Below are 2,332 nucleotides of genomic sequence, written 5' to 3' on the forward strand. Positions count from 1 at the left end.
TGCGTAAGCGTCGCCGGACGCGCGTTCGGCCGTGCCCTGCACCGCGATGACGCGGGCGGTCAGCTTTTCCTTGCGCAGGCGCGCCACCGGCAGCTTCAGCGCGATGCCGGGCTGCAGGTGCTTCGGCGCGGGCACGCCGTTGATCTGCTGAAGCAGTTGCCAGTCGCCCGCGCCCTGCAGGTAGCGCGCGGCGACGTCGTACAGCGTGTCGCCCGCCTGCGTGCGGTAGACGACCATCTTGCCCGCCGCCGCGGGCGGCTGGGCAGCCGCATGCTGCGCGGCGAACGCAAACGCGACCGCGCTGGCTGCGCGCAGTGCTGCCGTGCGCAGGTTCGCCGTGCGCTGCGTGATTCCCGTGGTCACTCCGGTTCTCCCTGGCCGACCCGCTCGAGCCGGTAGCCGTAGCCGTAGATCGGCGCGAGGCGATAGCCGTTTTCGGGCCGCAGGCCGAGCTTGGTGCGCAGCATCGAGATGTGCGTGTCCATCGTGCGCGACGGGATGTCGGTCGCCTGCTTCCACACGAGATCGAGAATGTGCGCGCGCGACAGCGGCCGGTCGAGATGCTGGAACAGCAGCAGCGCGAGTTCGAATTCCTTCTGCGTGAGGCTCACGGCCTTGTCGCCGACGTAGGCCTGCTTCAGGTTCACGTCGAAACGGAATTGATCGAATTCGCGAACGGTAGCCTCGGCGTTGACCGGATACGCGCGACGCAGCAGCGAGCCGATGCGCGCGCGCAGGATCGGGCCCGACACGGGCTTGACCACGTAATCGTCGGCGCCGGCGTTGAGGATCTGCGTGATCCCCGCCTCGTCGTCACGGCTGGTCATGAAGATGATCGGCAGGCTGTGCTCGGTCTGATTGGCACGCACCCACTTCAGCACTTCCTCGCCGGACATGTCGGGTACGTTCCAGTCGAGCACCAGCAGATCGAACGTCTCGCGCTGCAGACGCTTCTTCAGGGCCTTGCCTTCCTTGAACGCATAGCACGTATGGCCAACGGCCGTCAGCGTTTGACTGACGAAATCCGTCTGGGCCGGATCGTCATCCAGTACAGCAATTCTCATAGCACCCCGCAAATCGAAATCGATTCGTCCAGTTCAGCTCCCCGCCCCCACCCGGCCGCGCAGCACGTGCGCGGCTTCCGGATACCGGCCGGCGAGCCGTCGTTCGCCGCTCGCGCCACCTGCGCAAACCGGCGACCCCGGCAAAATATCTCAAAAACGGGGCACGGACGAACCGGCGATTTCATCATAGTAGTATGAAATTCGCCAATAAATTGCGCGGACTACCGTCTTTTCTTCGAATAATCCTTCCTGCCGCGCAATCGAGCGCCTAATCGGCACCCATGGTGCCCGCCACCGGCTCGGCGACGTCGTCGGCCGGCACGCGATGCGACAGCGGCTCCGGACGCGCCGGTTGTGCAAGCATCCGCTGCAGCTGGCCGCGCACACGCTCCCACGCGGTGGCCGCGTAGTCCGGCTGGCTCGCCGCCCACGCCTGCGCCAGATCGAACACGCGCTCGATCGTCGCACCGCAGTAGGTCAGGCCCGAGCCGTCGTCCTGTGCGGCATCGCGCAGCCGTTCGTCGAGCCACTCGGCCAGCCACGGCATCTCGGCCGCGGCCGAATCCGCGTAGGCCTCCAGCGCGGCACGCGCGTGGCGATCCTGTTGCGGGTCGAGCTCGATACGGCTCAGTCCCGATACGCTGCGTTCCGCTCCGGACGGACGTCGAATGGTCCCTGGTCTGAAGGACATGTCCTCTCCCGTTTGTACGACGGTAGCGTCTGGCATGGCCCCCGTGCCCGCCGTACGACGTACCGTGGCCGGCGCATCCGCTGGGAGCGGACGACCGGCCGGGTCAGTATACGCAGCCGATCACGCAGCGAGGTTTAAGAATTGTCAGAAAAGTGTGGCCGACGCCGGGCGCGGCCGGCGCCGTGATGCGGGCCGTCAGCGGCGGCGCATCAGGAACACGAAGGTCTTGTCCTGCGTCGTCGATTCGACGATCTCGTTGCCCGTCTGCTTAGCGAACGCGGCGAAATCGCGCTGCGAGCCGGGATCGGTCGCGAGCACCTTGAGGATTTGCCCGCTTTCCATATCGGCGAGCGCTTTCTTGGCACGCAGGATCGGCAACGGGCAATTGAGCCCGCGCGCGTCCACTTCCTTGTGAATCTGCATCGGCTGTCGACCTTCGAATGACGCGCCATTCAAGGCGCGGAGAGAAGCCGGGATTTTACCGCAGCGCCGCCTTGCCTGCCCGGGCCGCCAGCGGCCCGGCGCCCGCGCCGCCGGGCTCAGGTGCCTGTGATGCCCGATCCGAAGAGCGTCGGGT

The 2,332-nt window shown here is 66.6% G+C and carries 4 protein-coding genes; all 4 read right to left on the reverse strand.

The window, feature by feature from the left end:
* A partial coding sequence (locus tag G3N99_RS38970; protein ID WP_206125059.1) for a LysM peptidoglycan-binding domain-containing protein occupies positions 1-363 on the reverse strand: 363 nt, incomplete at its 3' end.
* Positions 360-1,064: a response regulator transcription factor gene (locus G3N99_RS38975; RefSeq protein WP_006490421.1), complete on the reverse strand. Its 705-nt coding sequence runs from the start codon at positions 1,062-1,064 to the stop codon at positions 360-362. The genes G3N99_RS38975 and G3N99_RS38970, both read right to left, overlap by 4 nt.
* 268 nt (positions 1,065-1,332) lie before the next feature.
* On the reverse strand, positions 1,333-1,755 hold the full coding sequence (locus tag G3N99_RS38980) for a peptidase (RefSeq protein WP_174934542.1): 423 nt from the start codon (positions 1,753-1,755) through the stop codon (positions 1,333-1,335).
* A gap of 195 nt (positions 1,756-1,950) precedes the next feature.
* Complete coding sequence (locus tag G3N99_RS38985; protein WP_006402122.1) at positions 1,951-2,178, reverse strand: sulfurtransferase TusA family protein; 228 nt, start codon at positions 2,176-2,178, stop codon at positions 1,951-1,953.
* Positions 2,179-2,332: the final 154 nt, after the last annotated feature.

Origin of the sequence: Burkholderia sp. Ac-20392 (genome assembly GCF_017104585.1) — a bacterium.
GTDB classification, from domain to species: Bacteria; Pseudomonadota; Gammaproteobacteria; order Burkholderiales; family Burkholderiaceae; genus Burkholderia; species Burkholderia lata.